We start from the raw sequence: 24,147 nt of genomic DNA, 5'->3' as shown, positions 1-24,147 counted from the left end.
AATTATACGCCGTCAGCGCCCTTCAGACGATAAACGCCGTTGACGTAGCGCCTGACCGGCCAACGGAACCCGTGCCAGGCTGGCCAACAGCGCCATCAGCGTTGTCAAGGCACCCAGCCATAGCGTCCACTGCACGGCAAGCCCCAACCCCAGAGCCGCGCCAACCAAGGCCACACCCAGCGACTGCCCTACCGTCCGAGTGGTACTCATCACCCCGGAGACGTTGGCACTGCGTTCAGGCGGCAGGCTAGCCATCATTTCCCGGTTATTGGGTGGCTGGAACATACCAAAACCGATGCCGCACAGCGCCGTGCGCCACAGGCTACCAAGGACGCCCGTACTTTCATCCACCAACCCCAGCGAGATCAGCCCGCCGATCAGTAACACCAGGCCAGTGCTGGAAATTAGGCTGGGGTTGATGCGATCCGCCAGACGCCCTGCCAAGGGGCCAACCAGCATGATCGCCAGCGGCCAGGGAGTAAACAGCCAGGCCGTTTCCAGCGGTGTAAAACCCATTTGCTCCTGATAGAAAAACGATAAGGCGACAAAGCTCAAGCCCTGGCCAATAAAGGCAAGCCCGGACGCCGACACCGCCAGGGTAAAGCGCTTTTCGGCAAACACACTCAGTGGCAACAAGGGATAGGCCGCGCGGCGCTGGCGCTGAATAAAGGCCGTACACGCTACGACGGCCATGCCCAGCCAGCCACCGCTTTGCCATACAGGCGCTGTATGGGCAATCGCATCCATGGCCAGGAAAAAGCTGGCCAGCATCATCATCGACAGCAAGGCGCCCAAGGTATCAAAACTGCCCTTACGCGGAACATCCCTCGGCAAAGCGCGCCGCGCCAGCAGCAGCGACACCAGCCCCAGCGGCACATTCAGGGCAAACAGCCAGGGCCAATCGGCAAACGACAGAATCACGCCGCTTAAGGTAGGCCCTGCTGCATAACCGCCGGCCACCACCAGGGCAGAAAGCCCCAGAGCACTGCCCAGCAGCCGCGAGGGGAAGATCGCTCGATATAATGAAGGGCCAATTGACAGCGTCGCCGCCGCACCAAGCCCCTGCAGGGCACGAAACACCAACAGGGTTTCCAGCTGCCTTGAAAGCGCGGCCCCCAGGGCAGCCAACACGAAAACACTCAACCCGAACAGATAAAGGCGGCGACGGGTCACCAACTCGCTGATACCTGCAAAAACCAGCAGAAAAGCGGCACAAACAACCTGAAAGAGGTTAGTGATCCACACGGCGCGCGCGCCGGACACTCCCAGATCCGCGGCGATGGTGGGCAACGCCAGGTTAATCATGGTGGTATCCACCACCGCCATCAGGGTACCGGTAATTAATGCCAGAACGGCAAGGAAACGCTCAGCGCCCGGAAGACCGTCGTCGCCAGGGCGATTTTCAAAAAGCCGCATATCAAAGAGTCCTGAAAAAACCGGCCTTGGCCGGTCTTGTTATCGCGCAGGTGATCGCGAACTCAAACAGATGGGGAACACATCAGGTATCGTCGTTATCCAGCAGCAGGGCATCGTCCACTTCGGAGATTTCCAGAGCGGTATCGTCGTCCAGGTCAATGGCCAGGTAGCTATGCTCGACTCTCAGGAAGTGCTGAAACAGCGACCAGTCCAGCAACTGTGGCCATTGCGCCTCATCTTCTTCCCAGGCGCGCAGTTCGGTTTCAAGAATCACCTGGTGGCGCTCCTGGACAAAAGTCTCCAGCGCTTCAGGGGTGTCCATCTCGGGAATCAGGTAAATGGTACTTTCGCGTTCGACGTCGTCCAGGGTCAGGTCGTCGCCTCCCAGAGTGGGTTCGAGCGCATTGATCCAGTCCACAAAGGCTTGGGTCGGCCTGACACTCAGGGCAGAGCGGTTTAGCAGTTTCATAGGATTCTCCTCGCCGTCGAAACGCCACTATTATGGGCGCTTATGTAGCAGTTTGCCATCAATGCAAACGCTTTGTCTTTTTAATGCCCAAAATGAGGCCGATACCGGTCAATAACGGCATCGGCCCCATATCTTAACCATCGCGACTTTTATTCAGGAACGACCAACAGATAACGGTCACCTGTTATGGAAAACACTTACTCACCAACTTCAGGACGCATGGCCGGGAAGAGCAGCACATCACGGATGGAGGGGCTATCGGTAAACAGCATCACCAGACGGTCAATGCCGATGCCCTCGCCTGCCGTTGGTGGTAGCCCATACTCCAGGGCACGCACGTAATCTGCATCGTAATACATGGCTTCCAGATCACCGGCGTCCTTTTCCGCCACCTGTTCGCGGAAGCGTTCGGCCTGGTCTTCGGCGTCGTTAAGCTCTGAGAAACCATTGGCAATTTCACGCCCACCGACAAAGAACTCAAAACGGTCAGTCACAAAGGGGTTGGCGTCATTGCGCCGCGCCAGCGGGCTGACTTCTGCCGGGTATTCGGTAATAAAGGTGGGTTGATCCAGCTTGTGTTCGGCGACTTCTTCGAAGATCTCCGTCTGCAGTTTGCCTAAACCCCAACTCTCTTTCACCTTGATACCCAGCTTTGCTGCAAGCGCTTGTGCGGCTTCCAGCGACTCCAGGTCTGCATCGGTGATGGCGTCACCATGATCCAGAATCGCCTGACGCAAGGTCAGCCGGGCAAAGGGCTTGCCAAAGTCATACTGCTCGCCCTGGTACTCGATCAGCGTGGTGCCCAGCACCTCTTCCGCCGTGGCGCGCAACATAGCTTCGGTCATATCCAGCAGGTCGCGGTAATCCGCGTAGGCCCAGTAGAACTCGACCATGGTAAATTCCGGGTTATGGCGGGTGGAAAGCCCTTCATTGCGAAAATTACGATTGATCTCGAACACCTTTTCAAAACCGCCCACCACCAGACGCTTGAGATAAAGCTCCGGCGCGATACGCAGATACATATCGATATCCAGCGCATTGTGGTGAGTGATAAAAGGACGCGCCGTGGCACCGCCGGGAATCGGCTGCAGCATGGGTGTTTCCACTTCCATGAAGCCGCGGGCCTCAAAGAAACGCCGCATGGCGCTGATCACCGCTGCACGGGTCTCGAATACCTTGCGCGACTGCGGGTTCATGATCAGATCCACATAACGCTGGCGATAGCGCGCTTCCTGATCGGTCAGGCCATGGAACTTGTCCGGCAGCGGACGCAGGCTCTTGGTTAACAGCTGCGCCTCTTTCATCATCACATACAGATCACCCTTGCCGGATTTATGCACCGGACCGTGGGCAGCCACGATATCTCCGATATCCCAGCTTTTAATATCTTCCAGCACTTCGGCGGGCAAACCTTTTTTATCCACGTAGAGCTGGATCTGCCCGGCCACATCCTGGATCACCACAAAAGGCCCCCGCTGGCGCATGACCCGACCAGCCACAGAGGCATGCTGATCCAGCGCTTCAAGCGTCGCCTTGTCTTTATCGCCGTAGGCCTGCGTGAGCTCAATCGTCAGGCTGTCGCGACGGAAATCGTTAGGGAAAGCGCTCTTGCCCTGTTCGGCGGCACGTTCACGACGCACCGCCAGTTTGGCACGGCGCTCGGCAATCAGATGGTTTTCGTTTTCGTGTGATCCGTCGTGGTTTGCCATATGGCACCCTGTATGTAAAAGCTGGTCAATAAAAAAAGCCGGTCAATCATCCCAAGCCGTCATCAATGGCGGCAGCGCACTCACAGCCCCTGTTTCAGGCTGGCAATGATAAACTGATCAATATCGCCATCCAGCACCTTGTCACAGTTGCTGGACTGAACGCCGGTGCGCAGATCCTTGATACGCTGATCATCCAGCACGTAGGAGCGAATCTGGCTGCCCCAACCAATATCAGCCTTGGATTCTTCTGCTTCCTGCTTGGCCGCATTGCGCTTGTCCATTTCCATTTCCCACAGCTTGGCTTTGAGCTGCTTCATGGCAAAGTCGCGGTTGGCGTGCTGGCTACGCTGGTTCTGACAGGCGACAACAATACCGCTGGGCTCGTGAGTAATCCGCACCGCTGAATCCGTGGTATTGACGTGCTGGCCGCCCGCGCCGCTGGAACGGTAGGTATCGACGCGTAGATCCGACGGGTTGATATCAACCTCAAAACTGTCATCAATTTCAGGCGACAGGAATACCGATGCAAAGGAGGTATGACGGCGACCACCAGAATCAAACGGGCTCTTGCGCACCAGACGGTGAACACCGGTTTCGGTGCGCAGCCAGCCAAAGGCGTGGTCACCCTGAATATGAATGGTCGCTGATTTGATGCCCGCGACATCACCGCCGGAAAGCTCGATTATCTCAGCCTTGAAGCCATGATGCTCGGCCCAGCGCAGGTACATGCGCAGGAGAATATTGGCCCAGTCCTGAGCTTCTGTGCCGCCAGACCCGGACTGAATATCCAGATAGGCGTTGTTGGCATCCATCTCGCCGGAAAACATCCGCCGGAACTCAAGTTTTTCAAGTGCTTGCTGCAAGCCGTCAAGCTCTGAGCTGACTTCCTCAACGGTGCCTTCGTCCTCTTCCATCTCGGCAAGTTCCAGCAGGTCACGGCTGTCAGCCAACCCTTGCTCCAGCTGATCAATAGTCGCGACGATGGCTTCGAGAGAGGATCGCTCCTTGCCAAGTTTCTGAGCGTAGTCCGGGTTGCTCCAGACGTTGGGGTCTTCCAGTTCGCGGGTGACTTCCTCTAGCCGGTCTTTCTTTTCGGCATAGTCAAAGATACCCCCTAAGAACCTCTGTCCGCTCAGACAGGTCCTTGATTTGATTATGAATCGGGTTAGTTTCCAGCATGATGGCTCTGGCCTTGATAAAAAAGTGACAGAAAAAACAACAGACGCCGCTGCAGCATAAGGTAGCGTTCATACCTTCTGCCGCAGCGGCCTCGCATGATAATGGCCGATATTGTAACCAAACACCGCCAACATCGCATCCATAGCGGCCAACGGAACAGCAAAAACCCGGCCTAAGCCGGGTTTAACAGGTCAGAAAAACGTTTTCACTAGAAGCGATAGGTCATCTGTGCGCCAATGCCATGGGCTTCATTCTTGTAGTCTGCCGAGTAGGTGGCACCACCTACGCCTTGTAATGAATCACTACGCTGCTGATCAATCGAGGTGCCACGCTCACTCAGATAGGAATAGGCAAGGTCAACGGTCAGGTTATCGGTGGGCGTCCAGCCAGCACCCAGCGAGAAGATGCGCCGGTCATCAGAGGGAATCCGTACACTGCGGAACTCATCGTTGGTCGGGGTGAAATCAAGCGCCACACCAGCACGTAGTGCCAGCGTCTGGGTCAACTGGTATTCGCCACCGGTGGCAAAGGCCCAGGCATTGGAATAATTCTGGGTTTCCTGAGTGATGGTATTCCCTTGACTGCCAAGCACCCTGATTTCCTGGAATCGGCTCCAGCGGGTCCAGGAGGCCCCGAACATCAGCTTCAGGCGCTCGCTCATCTGCTGGGTCAGCGAGAAGTTGACGGTTTCCGGGGTGGAAATATCCAGGCTGGCGTCATCGGATCGCAACACATTACCCGCCGGATCCTTGGCGATAAAGTCACCGGTCAGGTCGTAATCCACCTTGGAGCGATAGGTCAGGCCAAAGGTGGTTTCCGGCACAGGCTGGTAAACCAGCCCCAGATTGTAGCCCCAGCCGTCGTCATCGCCTGTTACCCGTGAGTCAATATCTGCCGCCGAGTTAAATGCTGGCCCGGTCGGTAACTGACGGCGCAGCTCGCCTTCCATCTGGTTGTAGGAAATACCCGCCCCGACTGACCACTGGTCGTTAAAGCGATAAGACACCGTTGGCTGAGCGCTGACAACACGTACTTCGGTGTAATCGCCAAAATAGCGCCCCTGGAAATCCTTTTCGTAGTCTGTACTGGAACCAAAAGGTGCGTATACCCCGAAGCCAAAGGCCAGTCTTTCGTTGACAGGGTGCGCATAAAAGGCAAAGGGCACCAAGGTGCCTGGCACCATATCCCCCTCATTGGTGCCAGGAATGCTGCCGATCGGCACCTGAGTACCTACCGGGGCGCCACCCTGGGCAACCCCGGCATCCAACATCCGGTTGGCCTGGACATTACTCAGCTCGGTATCGACGCTAAGAAAAGTTCCCCCAGCCGTCACCTGAGCACGCTCAAGAAACGACATACCTGCCGGGTTGCCATAAACAATGGTGGCATCATTAATGTTCGAGCTGCGACCGGCATGGTTATACCCCTGGCCGCTGACACTCTGTTCATTGATCTGATACCCGCCGGCGTGTACCTGAGACGCCAGCGTTACGGCTGCAACCGCAGTGACTAACGTCAATTTATTAAATTTGTTATGCATACTACCCCCAACGTTTGATTATTCTGCGGCGCTTCCCGTCGCCGTCATTGATTGTACCCGTCTGTTTTCTCGCACTCAGCGCTCAGGATCAAGGGCAAACGAGCGTTTTATTTTATTTTCATCTTATACATTAGTCGAACGCCTGTTTTAAATCATCGTTTTAACATAATGTCACATAATTAAAACCACTGCTTGACCTATGGGTAACACAAAGGTTCTAAACTAGGTATAGATAAGATAAAGAACACCTGAACCTGCGTTCAGAAAGGAGGCCTATTTGAAAGTCAGCGAAATAGCCCGTCAGGCGGAGGTCACTGGCGAAACTGTCCGTCATTATGTACGCGAAGGTTTATTGACGCCCGAGCGCCATCCTGACAACGGCTATCAATTATTTACCCAAAGCGATCTGGAACGTCTGCGCTTTGTGCAGCGAGCCCGCAAACTCGGCTTCAGCATTGCTGAGGTGCGCGACATTCTCTCGCATGCTGATCACGGTGACTCGCCCTGCCCGCTGGTGCGCGATCTGTTGGCTCACCGTTTACCTCAGGTGCGTGCCCAGATTGATGAGCTTCAGGCACTTGCCGCACGCATGGAGGCCGCGCTGGAAAGCTGGCAGCACATGCCGGATGCGGCACCGGATGGCCACTCTCTCTGCCGCCTGATTGAAAGCTTTCCCAACGAACAGGAGACCCAATGAGCCACGACAACTCATCTCAACAACAGCTGACTCGAACGGTGCCTGGCATGAACTGCCAGGGCTGTGTCAAGCGTATGCGTGAGGCCATTCAAGCGCTGGATGGCGACGCTGATGTAATCGGTACCCCGGCAGAAAAACATCTGGATGTTACCACTACACTCGACAGCGCTGAACTTGATCAAGCCTTAAAAGATGCTGGCTACCCACCCGGTGAACTGGCATCGGAAGACGACAAGCCAGACAGCGCTGCAGCTAGCGAATCCGGCGCTAAAGCCAGCAGCCAGGAAGCCGAACACCAAGGTTCAGGAAACCAGCAGATTCGTCTGGCCATCAGCGGCATGTCCTGCGCCAGCTGTGTCAAAAGCGTGCAGAAGGCACTGGAAAAGACCCCAGGCGTTGAAACCGCCAGCGTTAACTTTGGCACTCATACCGCCCAGGTATTTGGCCAGGCAGATTCACAGGCGTTGGTTGATGCGGTGGATTCCGTCGGGTATAGCGCTGAGCCGATTGTCGATATGCGCGAAGCGGAAAAAACCCGCGCCGAACAGGAAGCCAAACAGTATAAGCAACGCCTGAAAGGCAGTGCTTATGCCCTGGCACTGGCCCTGCCCCTGATGCTTAGCATGTTTGTCTACCACCCTCACCCCGTGGGGGGCGGGCGACTTTTCTGGCTGGTAATTGGGCTTTTGACCCTCGCGGTCATGGCCTTTCCCGGTCGTCACTTTTTTGTTAACGCCTGGAAGAATTTCAAGCATCACCAGGCCAATATGGACACTTTGGTCGCCATGGGCACCGGCACCGCCTGGCTGTATTCCATGGTGGTGGTTGCCTTTGCGCCCTGGCTGCCAGAAGTCGCCCACGGCATCTATTTTGAAGCTTCGGCCATGGTGATTGGCCTGATTCTGCTCGGCAACGCCATGGAGCTGAAAGCCCGTGGCCGCACCAGCGATGCATTGAAACGTCTTCTGGATCTGCAAAGCCGCACCGCTCGGGTGATCCGCGACGGTGAGGAGCAGGAAATCGAGATTGACGCCGTACGCAGCGGTGACCATATCCGTGTGCGCCCTGGCGAGCGCCTGCCGGTGGATGGCGAGGTGCTCGAAGGCACCAGCCATATTGATGAATCCATGTTGACCGGCGAGCCGGTACCAGTGAAAAAAGCAGCCGGAGATGAGGTCAGTGCAGGCACTGTCAACGGCAAGGGCGGGCTTGTTTATCAGGCTACCCGGGTGGGTGCTGACACTCGGCTTGGGCAGATCACCGAGCAGGTGGCCAACGCTCAGAACTCACGCCCGCCGATTGGCGAACTGGCCGACAGGGTATCAAGTATTTTCGTGCCTTCGGTGATGATTATCGCCGTGCTGACCGCATTGGTATGGTTTAACTTTGGCGCTGAGCCGAGGGTGATTCATATGCTGGTCACCGCCACCACGGTACTGATTATTGCCTGCCCCTGTGCGCTGGGCCTGGCGACACCTATCTCAACCATGATAGGGGTCGGCAAAGCCGCTGAGCACGGCGTGCTGGTGCGCAACGGCGATGCCCTGCAAACCGCCAGCAAGCTGACCACGCTGGTGGTCGACAAAACCGGTACGCTGACCGAAGGCAAGCCTAGCGTCACCGAGGCGCATACCCTTCAGGGCGATGAAGAGACCGCGCTTGGCTATGTGATGGCACTGGAGCGTGGCTCGGAGCACCCGCTGGCAGCAGCACTCACCGCCCATGGCGAAGACGCCAACGCAAAAGCAGCGGAGATCCGTAACTTTGATAGCGTCACCGGTGGTGGCGTCAAGGCCGAAACATCCGACGGCAAAGCCTTACTGCTGGGTAATGCACGCCTGCTGGAAAATGCGGGCATCGACTTGGCCGGTGGAAAGGACACTGCTCGCGAACTCGAAGACAAAGCACGCACGCTAGTTTATCTGGCGGTTGACGGCCAGCTAACGGCGCTGTTTGGTATCAGCGACCCGCTGCGCGACGACACCAAGGCGGCCATCAAACGGCTGCAAAACGATGGCCTCAAAGTCGTGATGCTGACCGGTGATAATCAGCACACGGCCGCCGCCATTGCCCGCGAGGTGGGCATCGACGACTACCGCGCCGGCCTTTTGCCTGAAGACAAACATTCAGAGATTGAGCGCCTGCAGAAAGAAGGAGAAATAGTGGGCATGGTCGGCGACGGCATCAACGATGCCCCTGCCCTGGCACGTGCCAACGTTGGTTTTGCCATCGGCCAGGGCACCGATGTGGCGATTGAAAGTGCCGGCATGACCCTGATGCGCGGTTCGCTGCATGGGGTGGCAGATGCCATCGAGATCAGTCAGGCCACCCTGCGCAACATCAAGCAGAACCTGGTCGGCGCCTTTGGCTACAACGTGCTGTGCATCCCGATTGCCGCCGGGGTGTTCTACCCGCTGACCGGCATGCTGCTTTCGCCGATGATTGCCGGGGCGGCCATGTCGCTGTCGTCCATCACAGTGGTCAGCAACGCCAACCGCCTACGCCTTTGGAAAACCCAGCGCCAGCACACTGCCCGTCATTCAGACACCGCAACCACACAGGAGCAAAGCGCATGAGTATTCTGGTTAACCTCGCTGGCCTCGCCCTGATCGCCGCTATTATCTGGTGGTTCTGGTTGAGCGGCTAATAAAGGCGTACATCTTTTAACCAATACCAATCTGTTGGGGCCTGGCGTACCCAGGCCTCAAACAATCCATCCATTTGCTCAGCGTAGCGAATAGCCTGTTCCTGACGGGTCAATAGAGGCTCTCTTGGCAATGGAGGATGAAATGTCAGCCTCAACTCGTTTTTATCATGCCGCGTCACGCATAGTGGCAAAATGTGTACACCCTGGTTCGCCGCCAATCGCGCTGCCAGCCAGCGGTTACCTTGCATCAAGGATTCCTTGCCGAATGCGGGTATTAACCCCTTTGATGCCGGTGAGTCAGGCAACATCAGCACTTTACCGCCTTGTGACAAAGCATTCTTCAAATGCCGCATAGGCTGGGGTTGTGCAGTGGATATAAAGCGAGCGGATGGCTTTAGTAGCTGCCTTGAGCGCATGACCAATGCCATGCGTGTTTTGTTCTCACGCGGCTCGTAAAGAACCGTCAGTGGATAAACTGTTTGTTCCGAAAGACCAAAAACAACTTCCCAGTTGGCCAAATGCGGCATCACCGCGATAAAAGGGCCTGATAATGAATGAGCAATCTCTTCATTAATGATGCGGAACTTCGAACTGTGGACTAATTTCGACAAAACAGGAATCTCGGCATACACACGCCCCAGCTGTTCACCATATGCCACCAGCTGTTCCCAATGCTCACTTTTGTCTAGCGATTGCCCCTTTAAAAACTCGAGGTTTTTGACCAGACGCTCGACCCAGCGCGCCTGCCTGTTCCAGGCTTGCTTGGCATATTGCCTACCTAAACGAGCTCCCAAAGCTGAAACAACTGGAACAGGAAGCCCTTGCATCACGGCGGCTAACACCGCATCACGATCAATCAATCGACTGGTCATAGGGTTTACGTGCTTGAAGCGTCATGGGTAACCCTCCTTTGGGGCGCAAAGTCAGTCGACACTCGATTTCCACTTTATGGCCCGGCACCAACTGTGGAGTGAAGCGCTGAGCCAATGTCGCTAGGCACAAAACGCCCTCATAAAGCCCAAACCGCTTACCCAGGCAAACCCTGTGACCCACGCTGAAAGGGAAGTAAGTGAACTTGTCCGGGCGTGGCACATTGGGTAAAAAGCGCTCCGGCACAAAATGGTCAGGCGCTTCCCATAGTCTACGGTGTCGATGCATCAGCCAGGGGCAAACAATCAGGACAGTGCCCGGGTGAACCTCACGATTACGCACCTGATCCTCACCGCGCGCTTGACGGGTCAGCATGGGTACCGGAGGGTATAGACGCATGGCTTCCTCAAACACCGCCATGGTGTAGTGGAGCTTCTCGACATCTTTATAACGCGGCGCTCGCCCCTTCAGGACTTCATCAAGCTCGGACTGTAGACGCGCCATGGCCTGCTGATCGTAATCCAGCAGGTACCAGCACCAGGCCAGAGCGTTGGCTGTCGTTTCATGCCCCGCCATGAACATGACAATAGCTTCATTGCGCACCGCTTCCCGCCCCATCGGGCACCCCTCGCCTCCCTCTAATGCCGTCATAAAGCTATCAATCATGCTGTGCTGATTCGAATCGGAGGTATTGATACGGCGTTCAATAATCCGGTCAATCACCTCATGCACCTGCTCTGCCGAATAGCGGATACGGTTGCGCCTTAAAGGATTGCCCAGCAGCCTTAGAAAAGGTAGCCCAAGAGTATCCGCCATATCCAGATGCTCTGAATGGCGCTGATATTCAGTAAACCCCGCAACAACCTGCTCCGCCTCTTCGTCGGTTGTGTCATCGCCGAAAATGGTTCGGCCAATGATACGTGCCGTCAAGTGAGCCATCTCGGTCAGCATATCCAATGGCTCATCCTCCGGCTGCTCGGCCCAGCGCTCGGCAGTTTCGTTTGCTGAAGCAGTCATCACCGAGCAAAAGTTCGGTAGCAACGCATTACTGAGCGAGGGGGCGCACTGGCGTCGGCGTTGGCTCCACAAATCACCGTCACTGACAAATAACCCGTCTTTCAGTAATGGGGTCAGTGCTCGCCGCATTTGCGGGCTTTTACGATCATAGTTGTCATGTTGCTCAAGGAAGACACGGCGCACCGTATCAGGACTATTGCAAACAACATATTTCTGATTGGCCAGATTCATGTGTGAGGTATAGACGGAATAATCCTTCTCACGCCATATTGATAACAGATTATGTTGAGCGCGGTACATGCGTTGCAGGATTCCCGCATTGGCAGGCGCAGGCGCTACCGTAACAGGGGGTTCAATACTATGCGCACGAAGCAGCGCTTCTGCCAATTGCTGCTTGTCGCTGTTTTTTTGCTCTGTCGGGTGTGTAACGTATGAAGCATTATCGTGATTCATTGTTTCCAGCCTAAAACTCAGTCAAGGCGACCCTTGCCACTCTCTTTTCAAATCTGCATCACCGATACCAACAATCAGAATGTAAATTCTGCATGGTGTCAATTTAGCTCACCCCGATATAACGCCCGGGTTTGTGGTTGAGGGCACTGATAAAATACGGAAAAAAGGTCAACCGGTGACTCTGTAATTTCTTGCACAAAGACCTTCTGGATGCCTATATTGATACTAGCCATCATCAAAATTGATGAGAAACAAAAAGGTAGAAACAATGCGAACCACGGTGACGATCAATGACGATCTGTATCAGCAAGCGCTTGAACTGGCTGACCCGGACGTGTCGAGTGCCTCCGACCTTTGCAGGGAAGCCATGAAGACATACGTCAGGGTACGCGCCGCTCAGCGACTCGCCGCCCTGGGGGGAAAAATGCCCGATATGCAGGAGATACCACGCCGTCAAGAAGCGGCTGCTCCCTGATGAATGCTCCCAGCGTTCTGGTTGATTCCTCGGTATGGGTTGATCATTTCAAGTACGGAAATAAAGTACTGGTCAGTTTACTGGAAGCCGACCGCGCCCTGAGCCACCCCATGGTCACCGCCGAACTTGCCTGCGGCACGCCGCCAGCACCACGCACGCATACGTTGCATAACATCAGTCTTCTCAAGCCCTGCCAACAGGCAAGTTTACAGGAAGTCATGGCGTTCATTGAGCGCGATACCCTGTATGGACGTGGCTGTGGATTGGTTGATATATGCTTATTGGCCTCAACGCTGATAACGCCAGATGCCAGGTTGTGGACATTGGATAAGCGGCTGGCGAGCCTGGCAGACACTATGGGGGTTGGCTGTCAGCCCACCATGTATTGAACACTGCCACCCTGGTTGAGAACCTGGTTCAACTCACCCCGATATAACGCCCAGGCTTGTGGTTGAGGGCAATGATCAGATTCAATGTGACGGCGCCAATCACCGAGTAGCCCACCCTGTCCAGCGGTAGTTGAGTCAAGGCCACCAGCAGGATCAGGCCATCAATCCCCAACTGTACATAGCCTGCGCGCCAGCCGTGGCGCTGCTGTAGATAAAGCGCCAGAATATTGATGCCGCCGAGGCTGGTACGATGGCGAAACAGCATCAGCATGCCCACGCCAATCAGGGCACCGCCCATGATAGCGGCGTAAAGTGATGGCACTGACTCAAACGTCACCCAGCGCTGAGTCAATTCCGAAAACACCGAAACCAGACCGATAGCCACAAAGGTACGCAGGGTAAAACTCCAGCCCATGCGTTTGATCGCCAGATAGTAGAACGGCAGATTAATAGCGAAAAACCATACCCCGAAGCCCCAGCCGGTCAGATAGTTAAACAGCAGCGCCATCCCGGCCGTGCTGCCCGTTAGCAGTACCGCCTGGGTATAGAGCGTCACGCCAAGAGCCACAAACAGCGTACCCAACAGCATGGCCATGACATCTTCATAAGGTTGATGCGGATCTTGAGGTAAATTGTCGTCACGCATGATGCATCCTCTGCAATGAACAAACGGCGGGATCTGTCCGCCGCTTGTAGAAAAAATCACTGGCCTGTCAGGGTAATGACAGTCAGCCAACAGGATCAGACCAGGCTGGCGTGTTCCACCATCAGCTGGAGTGACTCGCGGCCGCGCCAGCGGTTACGGTTGAGCTTATAGGCACAGTGCAGCGTATCGCCCACATCGAAAGGGGGTAACTCTCCTGGCGTCAGGGCACGAAACCAGATCGCCTTGCAGGTCACCGGCCCGTTGGAGAGTTCCATCATCAGGTGCGAACCATCGGCCCCTACCGGGCGCAGCGCTTCTACGATAAAACGGCCTTCGAATAGCGGCGGGTCAAACTCGCGGCCATAAGGGCCCAGAACGTCAATGTCATTCAAGGTAGCCAAGGTCAATTGCTGGCTAGCCAGTTCACCATCAGTCCACAACCTTGGGTAGAGCGGCGTATCACCGAGTTGTTCATTCACTGCCTGCAGGAAAGCCGCTTTAAAGGCTGCCAGTTGCTCCCTGGGCACGCCAACACCCGCCGCCCCACTATGGCCCCCGAAGCGTGGCAAGGCCTCTGGCGCCAGCTCATAGGCACGCTGCAGGGCATCGCGCAGGTGCAGGCCATCTATCGAGCGGCCGGAGCCGGTGAGCATGCCCGGCTGGGCGGCCCGGGTCAGTACCAGTGCCGGGCGCCCGTAGGCCTGCACCAGGCGCGAGGCCACGATGCCCTGCACCCCAGGGTGGCCGTCTTCTAGAAGCACAATCAGCGCTGTGGCGTCTGCCGCCAGTTCCACAGCGGCCAGGGCGCGTGCCTCTTGGGCCATATCTGCTTCAATGGCTTTGCGCGACTGATTATCATCATCCAACACATCCAGCTGACGATTGGCGATCGCATCACTTTCGGCGAGCATGAAATGCAGCGCCGCGTAAGGGTCATCCAGGCGCGAGCGGGCATTGATGCGTGGCCCCATCTGAAAGGCCAGGGTCTCAGCATTAAACGGCACGCTATCCTGGCCCAGGCGTTGCGCCATGGCCCGCCAGCAGGCCGCATCCATACGATTGATCAGGGTCAACCCCTGGCTGACCACGGCACGGTTGGCCGGGCTGCCACCCAGGGAAACGCAGTCAGCCACCGTCCCCAGAGCCACATAGGAAAGCCATGGCGAAAGCTTGGGTGTAGCCTCTGACAAAGCGCCCCATTCAATCAGTACGCTGCGCGCCAGCGACATCACAAGCCACGCCACCATACAACCGGCAATGGTTTTATCCGGGTAGGCGCAGTCGCTGCGAGTCGGGTTGACGCAGGCATAGGCAGAGTCTGGCGGCCCTTCAACCGCCAGGGCGTGGTGGTCGCTGACCACCACGTCAATACCGGCCTCTTTGAGGCGCGCAATACGTGGCTCATCGGAGCTGCCGCAATCAGCGGTAATCACCAGAGTCGGGCGTGGCGAAAGGCCCAAGGTGCGCTCCACCAAGGGCAGGCTGATGCCGTAGCCGTCGTGGATACGATGGCCGATCAGGCTATGTAGCCTGGCTTCCGGCACACCGAAAAGCTCGACCAGGGTGCGCCGGATCACAACGTGTGAGGTAATCCCGTCCACGTCGTAGTCGGTCAGAATTCCGATCGACTCACCCTCGGTCACCGCCTGGGCAATGCGTTCCGCCGCACGGCGGCCATCGGCCAGTTTTTCAGGATGAGCAAGATAGCGCAGGCTCGGCGCCACCAGGGGCGCCAACTCGCCCTGATAGCCGGGCAAGCGTGACGCCAGCAGGCGCGCCTGAAGTTCATTCAGGCCTTCGGCCTGTGCTCGAGCGTAGACTGTCTCATCAAGCGGACGCGGTTCAAGGCGGGGCTGCGTCACACTTAACGGTAGATCCTGGCGTGCATTCATGCTCAATGTTCAACCTGCTGAATCAAGCTCACCGGCGGTTATCAACCACAAATTGCTGCACCGCTTCCAGAGTGGCAGGCAATACGCTGTAACGTTCTTCACGTTCCAGCAGATCATCCATATGGGTGGGCAGCGGTACCCCCTGAAAGCCCGCTTTGACCACTGCTTCGGCAAACTTGGCCGGGTGGGCAGTGGCCAGGGTGACCATAGGCGTTGACTGGTCTGCGCGGGCACGCTCGGCGGCACGGTAGCCAGTAGCGGTATGCGGGTCGAGAATTTCACCGGTGCGGTGATGGGCTTCACGAATCACTTCAAGAATAGTGGCATCATCCACACTGTAGCTGGAGAACTTTTCACGCAGCGTCGCCAGCGGTGCCTCTGCCAAGGCCGTAGGCTCTGTCTGGAAACGCTCCAGCAGGGCCGCAACGGCATCGCCATCACGCTCATAGGCATCAAACAGCAGGCGCTCAAAGTTGGACGATACGACGATGTCCATGGAAGGAGCCAGGGTCGCCGCCAGCTCACGCTTGGAGAAATCATTGGCCGTCAGAGTGCGGTGCAGAATGTCGTTGGCATTGGTGGCAATAATGAACTGCTTGACCGGCAGGCCCATCTTGTACGCCATATAACCTGCAAAAACATTACCAAAGTTGGCCGAGGGCACACTAAAGCTGACCTCACGGTGCGGTGCGCCCAACGCTACTCCAGCGGCAACGTAGTAGACGATCTGCGCCATGATGCGCGCCCAGTTGATCGAGTTTACCGCTACCAGGCGGGTGCCATTGAGGAAGTCCTGGTTGGCAAAGCTTTGCTTGACCATCGCCTGGGCATCATCGAAGTTGCCTTCAATGGCCACATTGAAAACATTGTTCGCCAGCACCGTAGTCATCTGGCGGCGCTGTACCTCAGAGACGCGGTTATGCGGGTGAAGGATAAAGATATCCAGGTTATCGCAGTGACGGCAGCCTTCAATCGCCGCCGAACCGGTATCCCCGGAAGTGGCACCCATGATGACGGCGCGCTCGTTGCGCTTTTTCAGGAAGTGATCCAGCAGCCGCCCGAGCAACTGCAGGGCGACATCCTTGAAAGCCAGGGTCGGGCCGTGGAACTGCTCAAGCAGAAAGTGATTGGCATCCAGCTGCTTAAGAGGCAAGACAGCATCATGATTGAAGGTGGCATAGGCATCGGTGACCAGACCACGGAAGGTGTCGTCGTCGATCTCACCATTCACAAACGGCTTCATGACCCGAAAGGCAATCTCTGCATAGGAAAGGCCCGCCATATCGGCGAGCGCTTCAGCGGAGAAATGCGGTAGGGTTTCCGGCACATAGAGACCGCCGTCATTTGCCAGACCAGTAAGCACCACTTCTTCAAACGACAGGGCAGGCGCTTGCCCGCGAGTACTGACGTAGCGCATGGCCTTACTCTCCTTCGTCCAGGGTTTCAACACGGATACGGGTGATCGTACCGGGAATATCCGCCATGGATTCAATTTCACGGATAGCTTCGTTCATCTGTTTTTCCTTGGTGCGATGGGTCATCAGGATGATCGGCACCAGATCGCCATCTGGCGATTCTTTCTGAATCAACGCTTCAATCGAAATGCCCTGCTCGGCGAGGATAGTTGCCACTCGCGCAAGCACACCCGGGCGGTCAACGGCCAACAGACGCAGATAGTAGGCCGTGGTGATGTCTTCCATCGGCATGATCGGCACGGCATTGACGTCCTGACCCACACCGCTGAAGGCCAGGTAAGGCACACGATAGTGATGGTCTGTGGCGATATCCCGGGCAACGTCGAGAATATCCGCAACCACCGCTGAAGCCGTTGGCTCCGCACCCGCACCGGCACCGTAGTAAAGGGTTGGGCCGACGGCATCGCCCATGACTTCAATGGCATTTTTGACGCCGTGAACGTTGGCCAGCAGGCGATCTTTGGGTATCAGTGCAGGGTGAACACGCAGCTCAAGGCCGTTTTCGGTGCGCTTGGAAATCCCCAGGTGCTTGATGATGTAGCCCAGGTTATCTGCCTGCTCAACGTCTTCAGCGGTAATCCGTGAAATGCCTTCGGTGTAGGCTTTCTCGAACTGCAGCGGTACCCCATAGGCAATCGAGGCCAGGATAGTCAGCTTGTGGGCAGCATCAATGCCTTCCACATCAAAGGTCGGATCGGACTCGGCATAGCCCAATGCCTGGGCTTCGGCCAGCACGTCCTCAAAGGCCCGGCCTTCATCACGCATATGGGTCAGGATATAATTACCCGTGCCATTGATGATACCGGCAACCCACTCAATGCGGTTGGCGCCCAGGCCTTCGCGCAGCGACTTGATCACCGGAATACCGCCGGCCACGGCGGCTTCAAAAGCGACAATAACGCCTTTCTCATGGGCGGCCTGGAAGATTTCATTGCCATGCACGGCAATCAGCGCCTTGTTGGCCGTGACCACATGCTTGCCGTTTTCGATCGCCGTCAACACCAGCTGGCGGGCAATATCATAGCCGCCAATGGCCTCAACCACGACGTCGATATCAGGGTTGCGGGCAACTTCGAAAACATCCGTGGTGGCCTTGATGCCGGTGATATCACAGTTCGGGTGAATACTGCGATGCCCGACCTGCTCAATGACAATGGGGCGCCCTGCACGACGGGCAATATCATCCGCGTTGCGTGTCAGCACATTGAAGGTGCCGCCACCCACCGTACCCAAGCCACAGATACCTACTCTCACCGGTTTCAAAATAATTCCCCTTATATGTTTCATCGTGCACCTGGCGGTGCCTGTCACAGCGTATCGATATCGTGAAGGTGAAGAAGGAGGGATACATGCCGCCTTTCCTTCTGGCACCTGATTGTTTTACAAACGTATTTTTAAAACCTGCATTTTGCAGCACACTGGTGCGAATACCAGCGATTACTCTGCGTCCAGGCCGAGCATGGCAAGCAGCCGCTCTGGCGGCATAAAGCCTGGCACCAGCTCACCGTCTGGCAGGATGATGGCGGGTGTACCCTGAACGCCCAGCGCAATACCTGTCTGGTACTGGGATGCTACCGGATTATCGCAGCTGGCGCTGCCTGAAAGTGCCTTACCCTGCTTGGCATCGGTCAAGGCTTGCTGAGGATTATCAGCGCACCAAGCCTGCTGCATAACACGGGCGGCCTCGCTATTCATACCGCTGCGTGGGAAGGCGAGATAATGCACGGCCACACCGGCCTCATTCAGCTCAGGCACGGTTTCATGCAGGCGTGTGCAGTAAGGGCAGCTGGTATCGGTAAACACCACTATGGTCGCTTCCGGCTCGTCCACACTGCGAAAGACAATCCGCTCTTCTTCAGGAATAGCGGCAATCACCTCAGCGCGCTCCTGATTACGCTCCTGCTCGGTCAGGTTGACCAGGCCGTCTTCCTGGTTGGCGTACAGATCACCGACCAGAAAATAGCTACCATCGGCATTGGCATAAAATGTTTCACCGTTGGTCAGCTGTACCTGGTAGATACCTTGCAGCGGCGTTGCATTAACGTTTTCCACCGGCATTGGCTGGCCGTTGACGCTCAGCGTTTCGGTTAGTGCTTCCGGCACAGATTGCGCAATGGCCGTCGTGGACAACAGCGCACCCCCGAGAACCAGGGGTAATAGTGAGAGACGACGCATATTCCTTTTAACCTCTTGGATGGTGGTGAGCGTGCAGATTTTCCAGGCGCGCCTGAGCCACATATATATAAATTTGCGTTGTGGACAAATCGCTATGACCCAACAACAGCTGTACGACCCTTAAATTGGCCCCATGATTCAATAAATGCGTTGCAAAGGCATGTCTCAGGGTATGCGGGGAAAGCGGCTTACTGATACCGGCCGTCAGCGCATGGGCCTTGATACGGTGCCAGAAGGTCTGGCGCGTCATGGCACGGTTGGCTCTGCCTGGAAACAGCGCAGGCCGCATCGGGTCTGACATCAGCTCGTTGCGCGCACTGCGCAGGTAGCGTTCAAGCCAGGCGCCCGCTTCTTCGCCTAACGGTATCAAACGGTCCTTGTCGCCTTTACCGCGCACCCTGACCACCCCCTGGTTCAGATTCAGCGCATCCAGCGTCAAGCCTACTAGCTCGGAGACACGCAAGCCACAGGCATACAGCAATTCGAGCATGGCGCGATCACGCACCCCTAAAGGCGTGGACGTATCAGGCGCTTCAAGCAGGCGAACCACCTCGGCTTCATCCAGGGTACCTGGCAGCCCGGGTGTCACCCGTGGCAACTTTATAGTGGCTAATGGGTCGCTGTCGACATAGGCATTCAAACGCGCCCAGCGGTAGAAGCTGCGTAAGCTGGAGAGTAGTCGGGCGTTACTGCGCAACTGATAGCCCTGGGCACGCCGCTGCTCAAACCAGTTGACCAACTGTTCTGATGAAGACGTCGTCAGGGTATCCCCCTGCTCTGCCAGATAACCCTGCCAAGCTGACAGGTCGCGGCGATAGGCAGCCAGGGTATGTTCGCTGGCACCGCGCTCCAGCCACAGGGCATCCAGGAAAGCATCTATCAGGTCCATATGGCGCTCTTCATCTCGCATCCTCCACCCAGCATCTTCCTTGTTGCATGGCAGCCTGATCAGGCCTGGCAAGGATATTTTGCCGTCCGTCCAGACAAAAACAAACCCCGCCCCGCAAAGCGGTGACGGGGTTATCTTGCCAGCTATCCATTGTCCGGCGGTGCAGATCACCGCCGACCAATCATCAGGACAGCTTTTCCTTGATACGTGCAGACTTACCACTACGCTCACGGAGGTAGTAGAGTTTGGCCTGACGCACATCACCACGACGCTTGACGGCAATTGAATCTACCAGCGGGCTGTAGGTCTGGAAGGTACGCTCTACGCCAACACCGTTGGAAATTTTACGTACGGTGAAAGCGGAGTTCAGGCCACGGTTACGCTTACCGATTACCACACCTTCAAATGCCTGCAGACGCTCGCGGTTACCTTCCTTGACCTTAACCTGGACAACAATGGTATCGCCAGGAGCAAAGGGAGGAATTTCCTTGCTCATCTGCTCGCTCTCAAGCGCCTGGATCACTTTGTTCTTACTACTCATAATCTACTCCTGAAATATCAGTTGGCTCAACCGCTCTACAATGGATGGCGGAAGCCGTGATCCCGGCGCTCAAGGCGAGCCGCCCGGGAGTCGTCATGGGTGACACAGATCCGAAAGACGTTTCAACCGCAAAGGTTGTCAGCTGTCTTCGCCCTGCACCGCCGCCTTTCTGGCGTATTCTTCGATGAACTCATCCAACAGTTTCTGCTGGGCTTTATCCAGCTCGCGGCTTTCAAGTAAGTCTGGCCGCCGCTGCCAGGTACGCCCCAGGGATTGCTTCATGCGCCAGCGCTTAATGGCAGCATGATTGCCACTCAGCAGCACATCCGGCACCTTGCGCCCATCAATTTCTTCAGGACGTGTGTAGTGCGGACAATCCAGCAGGCCGTCGTTAAACGAGTCCTCGACGGCGGAATCCTGATGCCCCAGCACACCGGGAATCAGTCTGGCCGCCGCGTCAATCAGCACCATGGCAGGCAGCTCACCACCGCTCAGCACATAATCACCAATTGACCATTCTTCATCGATATCATGTTCAACGATACGTTCGTCGATGCCTTCATAGCGCCCCGCCACCACAATTAAAGGGCTGCGTTGCGCCAGATGCTGCACACCGGCCTGATCCAGCTTGCGCCCCTGGGGCGAAAGATAGATCACCGTTGGCTGCTTGCCTGTTGCCTGCAAGGCACCCTGGCGTGCATCCGCAATGGCACCACGTAAGGTATCCACCTTCATCAGCATGCCTGGACCACCGCCGTAAGGGCGGTCATCAACGCTGCGATGACGGTCCGTGGCGTAATCGCGAGGGTTCCAGAATTCCAGTGCAATCTGGCGTTTCTCGACTGCTCGCCCGGTGACACCGTGCTGGGTTAATGCAGCAAACATCTCGGGAAACAGGGAAACAACACCGATCCACATTGCCGGGCCCTCGGCGTGATTGAAAACAGGCTGTTCACTCAAAATTTATATCTCAAAATTCTGGGTCCCAATCTACTTCCATGCGCTGTGCCTGAAGATCCACCTTGATGATGACATCACCGGGCAGATAGGGCAGTAAACGCTCACGCTTGTCGATGGCATCCTGACCACCGCGCACCACCATGACATCGTTGGCACCGGTTTCGAACAGATAACTTACCTGCCCCAAACACTCTCCAGCCAGCGTATAAACCTTCAGGCCTTCAAGCTCGTGCCAGTAGTATTCTTCGTCAGCAAGCTCGGGCAGCTCGCTTTTAGGCATGACGATATCCGCCTGGGCCAATGCTTCAGCCGCATCACGGTCATCAATGCCTTTGAGCTGAACAACCAGCCCCTTACCTTGCCGACGCCCCTGAATTACCGTGAGCTGCTTCAGCGTTTCGCCTTGGCGAACCCACCATTCAGAGTAATCAAATATGCTGTCGATCGGGCTCGTATAGGCATAGACCTTCAACCATCCTTTCACCCCATGAGGGCTAGTCAGCTTGCCGAGCACCACATAGGTGTCGTCTGATTGCTGTGTTGCGTTATGCGTCATTGACGACCCCAGTTCAACAGCTAATGACGCTAAGCGCCATTCAAAGGCTTACGCCTGCTTGCGTGCTTCTTTGACCAACTCAGCAACACGGCCAGACAGCTGCGCGCCATGGCTCTGCCAGTGAGCAACACGCTCCAGATCAACACGCAGACGCTCTTCCTGGCCGCGGGCGACCGGGTTGAAGAAGCCGATACGCTCGATGAAACGACCATCACGGGCGTTACGCGAATCCGTCACGGTGAGGTGATAAAAGGGACGCTTCTTGGCGCCACCACGTGCCAAACGAATGGTAACCATACGATAACTATCCTTCGGTTGAGGTTACAAGAGAGCCAAACCGCTGTGGTTTAGTACCTCTATATCAACGATATAAACGATCAACGATATAAATCGATCAACGATATAAGATCGTGTTTAAGCCCACATGGTGCAGAAAGCGGCATATAACGGGCACACCCCTACACATGAAGAGGCAGCATTCTACGCAAATGCGGGCTATTTGGAAAGCCTCGGCCAGTGAAAACTAGCGCCGGGGCAAACCACCCGGGCCGCCAGGGCCACCCATTCCGCCTATGCCTCCTGGGCCGCCAGGCCCCTGGCCACCCATCATGCCGGACATTCCGCGCATCATTTTCTGCATGCCGCCTTTTTTACCGGCTTTTTTCATCATCTTCTGCATCTGTTTATGCTGTTTCAGCAAACGGTTCAGGTCGGGCACCTGAAGCCCGGCACCGGCGGCAATTCGACGTTTGCGCGAACCATTGATAATTTCCGGCTTCTGGCGCTCCTTAGGCGTCATCGAGTTGATCAGCGCCTCAAGTTTGCCCAGCTCCTTTTCAGGCCCTGGCCCTTGTGCCATTTCGGCCATCTGCCCCATGCCGGGCAGCTTGCCCATCAGGCCACTCATGCCGCCCATTTTCTTGAGCTGCTGGAGCTGGTCGCGGAAGTCTTCCAAATCAAAGCCATCACCTTTCTTGACCTTCTTGGCCAACTGCTCGGCTTTGGACTTGTCGACCGTGCGCTCGGCTTCTTCGATCAGCGACAGCATGTCGCCCATGCCCAGAATGCGTGAGGCCACGCGATCCGGGTGGAAGGGTTCCAGAGCGTCGACTTTTTCACCGACCCCCATGAACTTGATTGGCTTACCAGTGACGTGGCGCACGGACAGGGCTGCCCCCCCGCGGGCATCACCGTCAGCCTTGGTCAGGATCACACCGGTCAGTGGCAGGGCTTCATTGAACGCCTTGGCGGTATTGACCGCATCCTGGCCGGTCATGGCGTCAACAACGAACAGGGTTTCCTGGGGAGTAATCGCTGTATGCAGCGCCTGGATTTCCGCCATCATGGCTTCATCAATGGCAAGGCGACCGGCGGTATCCACCAAAAGTACATCGTGGAACTGGATCCTGGCGTGCTTGATGGCCGCCATGGCGATATCTACCGGTTTCTGGTCAGAGCGGGAGGGGAAGAATTCCACCTCAACCTCTTTTGCCAGCGTTTCCAGCTGGTCGATAGCCGCCGGGCGGTAAACGTCAGCGGAAACCACCAGCACCTTCTTCTTCTCGCGCTCGCGCAGATAGCGTGCCAGCTTGGCCACAGAGGTGGTTTTACCCGCGCCCTGCAAACCTGCCATCAGCACAACCGCAGGCGACCCTTTAAGCGTCAGGCCTTCGTTGGCCTCGCCCATGGTCGCTTCAAGTTCCTGCTGGACAATCTTGACGAACTGCTGGCCCGGAGAAAGACTCTTGGAAACTTCCTGCCCTACGGCCCGTTCGCGTACGCGCTCGATGAAATCCTTGACAACAGGAAGCGCTACGTCAGCTTCCAGCAGCGCTCGGCGCACTTCCCGAAGGGTTGACTGGATATTGTCGTCAGTCAGGCGCGCCTGACCCTTGATCGACTTCAGCGTCTGGGAAAGACGCTCGCTAAGATTCTGAAACATGGGGCCTCTCTGCCTCTGTCTTGGTCGCCCGGCGCAAGTACCGCGGACATTGAATGCGCTGATTATACGCGCTGAAGCCACGACTCTCCATGGTCGAAGTAGCCGAGACGTTGTGTTTCATTCGTGACGACTGTGCGCAGCGCAAAGGATTGGTTATAGTAGGGCCAACAGTTCTGACCCCGAATCTGACAGGTTTCACTTACTCGCTTA

At 56.4% G+C, this 24,147-nt stretch carries 22 protein-coding genes; 4 read left to right on the top strand and 18 right to left on the bottom strand.

All coding sequences use genetic code 11. The features are described 5' to 3' along the window. Positions 1-12: 12 nt before the first annotated feature. The 5 genes from OR573_04255 to OR573_04235 form a co-directional block, all read right to left on the bottom strand. Entirely contained in the window at positions 13-1,416 is a 1,404-nt protein-coding gene (locus OR573_04255; GenBank protein ID XGA80874.1) for an MFS transporter, read from the bottom strand. Positions 1,417-1,498: 82 nt separating this feature from the next. Beyond that, a complete protein-coding gene (locus OR573_04250; GenBank protein ID XGA80873.1) occupies positions 1,499-1,885 on the bottom strand; it encodes a hypothetical protein in 387 nt (128 codons plus the stop codon). 197 nt (positions 1,886-2,082) lie between these two features. After that, positions 2,083-3,594: a lysine--tRNA ligase gene (gene lysS, locus OR573_04245; protein XGA80872.1), complete on the bottom strand. Its 1,512-nt coding sequence runs from the start codon at positions 3,592-3,594 to the stop codon at positions 2,083-2,085. 80 nt (positions 3,595-3,674) lie between these two features. After that, positions 3,675-4,770 (bottom strand): peptide chain release factor 2 gene (gene prfB / locus OR573_04240; protein XGA81660.1). Its coding sequence is split into 2 segments (ribosomal slippage): positions 3,675-4,697 and positions 4,699-4,770, totalling 1,095 coding nucleotides; the frame shifts between segments, so codons are not numbered across the junction. A gap of 211 nt (positions 4,771-4,981) precedes the next feature. Further along, complete coding sequence (locus OR573_04235; protein ID XGA80871.1) at positions 4,982-6,313, bottom strand: outer membrane protein transport protein; 1,332 nt, start codon at positions 6,311-6,313, stop codon at positions 4,982-4,984. 277 nt (positions 6,314-6,590) lie between these two features. Between OR573_04235 and OR573_04230 the strand changes: the two genes are divergently transcribed. Together OR573_04230 and OR573_04225 are read left to right on the top strand one after the other, a co-directional pair. Then, complete coding sequence (locus tag OR573_04230) at positions 6,591-7,010, top strand: MerR family transcriptional regulator (GenBank protein ID XGA80870.1); 420 nt, start codon at positions 6,591-6,593, stop codon at positions 7,008-7,010. Beyond that, positions 7,007-9,586, top strand: coding sequence for a heavy metal translocating P-type ATPase (locus OR573_04225; GenBank protein ID XGA80869.1), 2,580 nt, complete (start codon positions 7,007-7,009; stop codon positions 9,584-9,586). Before OR573_04230 ends, OR573_04225 begins: the two co-directional genes overlap by 4 nt. A 67-nt stretch (positions 9,587-9,653) precedes the next feature. Here OR573_04225 and OR573_04220 read toward each other — a convergent pair whose 3' ends face one another. Continuing rightward, positions 9,654-10,529 carry a hypothetical protein gene (locus OR573_04220; GenBank protein XGA80868.1) on the bottom strand — a complete coding sequence of 292 codons (876 nt, stop codon included), beginning with the start codon at positions 10,527-10,529 and terminating at the stop codon, positions 9,654-9,656. Next, positions 10,510-11,997 (bottom strand): cytochrome P450, encoded by a 1,488-nt coding sequence (locus OR573_04215; GenBank protein ID XGA80867.1) that lies wholly within the window; start codon positions 11,995-11,997, stop codon positions 10,510-10,512. The genes OR573_04220 and OR573_04215 overlap by 20 nt, the downstream gene beginning before the upstream one ends. Before the next feature lie 268 nt (positions 11,998-12,265). Here OR573_04215 and OR573_04210 point away from each other — a divergent pair, with 268 nt between their 5' ends. Next, on the top strand, positions 12,266-12,472 hold the full coding sequence (locus OR573_04210) for a type II toxin-antitoxin system VapB family antitoxin (protein ID XGA80866.1): 207 nt from the start codon (positions 12,266-12,268) through the stop codon (positions 12,470-12,472). Then, on the top strand, positions 12,472-12,861 hold the full coding sequence (locus tag OR573_04205) for a VapC toxin family PIN domain ribonuclease (GenBank protein ID XGA80865.1): 390 nt from the start codon (positions 12,472-12,474) through the stop codon (positions 12,859-12,861). Before OR573_04210 ends, OR573_04205 begins: the two co-directional genes overlap by 1 nt. 28 nt (positions 12,862-12,889) lie before the next feature. On the opposite strand, the gene OR573_04200 is transcribed toward OR573_04205, so the two are convergent. From OR573_04200 to ffh, 11 genes are all read right to left on the bottom strand, one after another. Continuing rightward, positions 12,890-13,507: a YitT family protein gene (locus OR573_04200; protein XGA80864.1), complete on the bottom strand. Its 618-nt coding sequence runs from the start codon at positions 13,505-13,507 to the stop codon at positions 12,890-12,892. Positions 13,508-13,602: 95 nt separating this feature from the next. Beyond that, positions 13,603-15,399, bottom strand: coding sequence for a DHHA1 domain-containing protein (locus OR573_04195; protein ID XGA80863.1), 1,797 nt, complete (start codon positions 15,397-15,399; stop codon positions 13,603-13,605). A 28-nt stretch (positions 15,400-15,427) separates the two neighbouring features. Beyond that, positions 15,428-16,816 carry a threonine synthase gene (gene thrC / locus OR573_04190; protein ID XGA80862.1) on the bottom strand — a complete coding sequence of 463 codons (1,389 nt, stop codon included), beginning with the start codon at positions 16,814-16,816 and terminating at the stop codon, positions 15,428-15,430. 4 nt (positions 16,817-16,820) lie between these two features. Then, a complete protein-coding gene (locus OR573_04185; GenBank protein ID XGA80861.1) occupies positions 16,821-18,137 on the bottom strand; it encodes a homoserine dehydrogenase in 1,317 nt (438 codons plus the stop codon). 174 nt (positions 18,138-18,311) lie between these two features. Beyond that, on the bottom strand, positions 18,312-19,049 hold the full coding sequence (locus tag OR573_04180; GenBank protein ID XGA80860.1) for a DsbC family protein: 738 nt from the start codon (positions 19,047-19,049) through the stop codon (positions 18,312-18,314). A 7-nt stretch (positions 19,050-19,056) separates the two neighbouring features. Continuing rightward, positions 19,057-19,938 (bottom strand): site-specific tyrosine recombinase XerD, encoded by an 882-nt coding sequence (gene xerD / locus OR573_04175; GenBank protein XGA80859.1) that lies wholly within the window; start codon positions 19,936-19,938, stop codon positions 19,057-19,059. Between the two features lie 184 nt (positions 19,939-20,122). Then, complete coding sequence (gene rplS, locus OR573_04170; GenBank protein XGA80858.1) at positions 20,123-20,479, bottom strand: 50S ribosomal protein L19; 357 nt, start codon at positions 20,477-20,479, stop codon at positions 20,123-20,125. 138 nt (positions 20,480-20,617) lie between these two features. Continuing rightward, complete coding sequence (trmD, locus tag OR573_04165) at positions 20,618-21,397, bottom strand: tRNA (guanosine(37)-N1)-methyltransferase TrmD (protein ID XGA81659.1); 780 nt, start codon at positions 21,395-21,397, stop codon at positions 20,618-20,620. 52 nt (positions 21,398-21,449) lie between these two features. Next, complete coding sequence (rimM, locus tag OR573_04160; protein ID XGA80857.1) at positions 21,450-21,995, bottom strand: ribosome maturation factor RimM; 546 nt, start codon at positions 21,993-21,995, stop codon at positions 21,450-21,452. 48 nt (positions 21,996-22,043) lie between these two features. Further along, complete coding sequence (gene rpsP / locus OR573_04155; protein ID XGA80856.1) at positions 22,044-22,292, bottom strand: 30S ribosomal protein S16; 249 nt, start codon at positions 22,290-22,292, stop codon at positions 22,044-22,046. Between the two features lie 226 nt (positions 22,293-22,518). Beyond that, on the bottom strand, positions 22,519-23,937 hold the full coding sequence (ffh, locus tag OR573_04150) for a signal recognition particle protein (GenBank protein ID XGA80855.1): 1,419 nt from the start codon (positions 23,935-23,937) through the stop codon (positions 22,519-22,521). Positions 23,938-24,147 lie beyond the last annotated feature (210 nt).

The sequence above is a fragment of the Halomonas sp. CH40 genome (genome assembly GCA_041875495.1).
Taxonomy (GTDB): Bacteria; Pseudomonadota; Gammaproteobacteria; order Pseudomonadales; family Halomonadaceae; genus Vreelandella.
The sequence above is the reverse complement of the archived record's forward strand: the minus strand, read 5'-3'. Positions and strand labels throughout refer to the sequence as shown.